Genomic DNA, 1,454 nt, shown 5'->3' on the forward strand with positions numbered 1-1,454 from the left:
ACTTCCCGCGCGCGCGCCGGCGGGTCGGCCGGCAGCCGCGCGCACACGGCGTCGACGTAGCGCACCGCCTCGGCGCGCGCGGCGCCGCGGGCCCGGGCGAGCGTCTCGCCGTCGGCGGTCGGCGCGATCAGCGGCGGGTCGACGGCGAGCGCGGGCAGCGGCGCGACGACGTGGAAGAGCTCGAGCGCCGCGCCGAGTCGGCGGGCCGCGAGCGCGGCGAGGGGGAGGGCGCGCTCGCCCTCGGGCGTGCCGTCGAGCGGCGCGACGACGGTGCGGGCGGGGGGCAGCGGGGCCGACATGGCGCCTCCGGGCGTCGGGTGGGACGTCGAAGTCGATCGCCGCACGATCGGGTCCACCGATCCGCGCGCCCGCGCGCCCGCTGGTATCGGGCTCGCATCAGCGCGGTCGCATCAGCGCCGTCGCGGCCACGCCCCGCCGCACCCCACCCGCGCCGCCACGTCCCTCGCCACGCCCCTTGGACCGCCGCACCTTCGTCCACGGCACCGCCGCCACCCTGGCGGGCGCCGCGCTCCCGACCGCGCCCGCGCCGATGCTCGCGCGCCCGATCCCGCGCACCGGCGAGCCGCTCCCGGTCGTGGGGCTCGGCACCTGGCAGACGTTCGACCCGCCGCGCCGCTCGGCCGACGCGCTGGCGCGGCTGGAGCGGACGCTGCGCACGCTGCACGGCGCCGGCGGGCGCGTCGTCGACTCGAGCCCGATGTACGGCGCGTCGGAGGCGACGGCCGGCGAGCTCGCGGAGCGCGCGGGGCTCGGCGACGCGCTCTTCTGGGCGACCAAGGTGTGGACGCGCGGCGAGGCGGAGGGGGTGCGGCAGATGGAGGAGTCGCTGCGCCTGCTGCGGCGGCCGCGCCTCGACCTCATGCAGGTGCACAACCTCGTCGACTGGCGCACGCACCTGCGCACGCTGCGCCGCTGGCGCGACGACGGACGCGTGCGGCTGCTCGGCGTCACCCACTACCAGACGAGCGCGTTCGCCGAGCTGGAGGCGGTGGTGGCGCGCGAGCGGATCGACGTCGTGCAGCTCCCCTACTCGGTCGCGCTGCGGGACGCCGAGCAGCGGCTGCTGCCGGCGGCGCACGACGCGGGGGTCGCGGTGCTGGTGAACCTCCCGTTCGGCGGGGGCGGGCTGCTGCGCCGCCTCTCGGGGGAGCCGCTGCCGCCGGCGGTGCGCGCGTGGGCGGCGAGCTGGCCGCAGGCCCTGCTCAAGTTCGTGCTCGCGCACCCCGCGGTGACGTGCGTGATCCCGGGGACCTCGAACCCGGAGCACATGGCGGACAACGCGGGGGCGGGGAGCGGGCGGCTGCCGGATCAGAAGGAGCGGGGGGAGCTACTTCGAGCTTTGGAGCTCTGAGAAGGACAGGTAGGGCGTGGTCCGATGCGGCGTGGTCTACAACGGCGTGGTCTACAACGGCGTGGTCTACAACGGCGTGGTC

Annotated in this window: 2 protein-coding genes; one reads left to right on the forward strand and one right to left on the reverse strand. The window is 77.6% G+C overall.

Translation table 11 applies throughout. The annotated features are described in order from the left end of the window. Positions 1 to 299, reverse strand: a 299-nt coding sequence (locus PYV61_RS25265; protein WP_275836650.1) for a universal stress protein, incomplete at its 3' end; no start/stop codon positions are given. A gap of 176 nt (positions 300 to 475) precedes the next feature. On the opposite strand from PYV61_RS25265, the gene PYV61_RS25270 reads away from it, so the two are divergent. Further along, positions 476 to 1,372, forward strand: a complete 897-nt coding sequence (locus PYV61_RS25270) for an aldo/keto reductase (protein ID WP_275836651.1) — start codon at positions 476 to 478, stop codon at positions 1,370 to 1,372. The last annotated feature ends 82 nt before the right edge of the window (positions 1,373 to 1,454 follow it).

This window comes from Roseisolibacter sp. H3M3-2, assembly GCF_029211165.1.
Taxonomy (GTDB): Bacteria; Gemmatimonadota; Gemmatimonadetes; order Gemmatimonadales; family Gemmatimonadaceae; genus Roseisolibacter.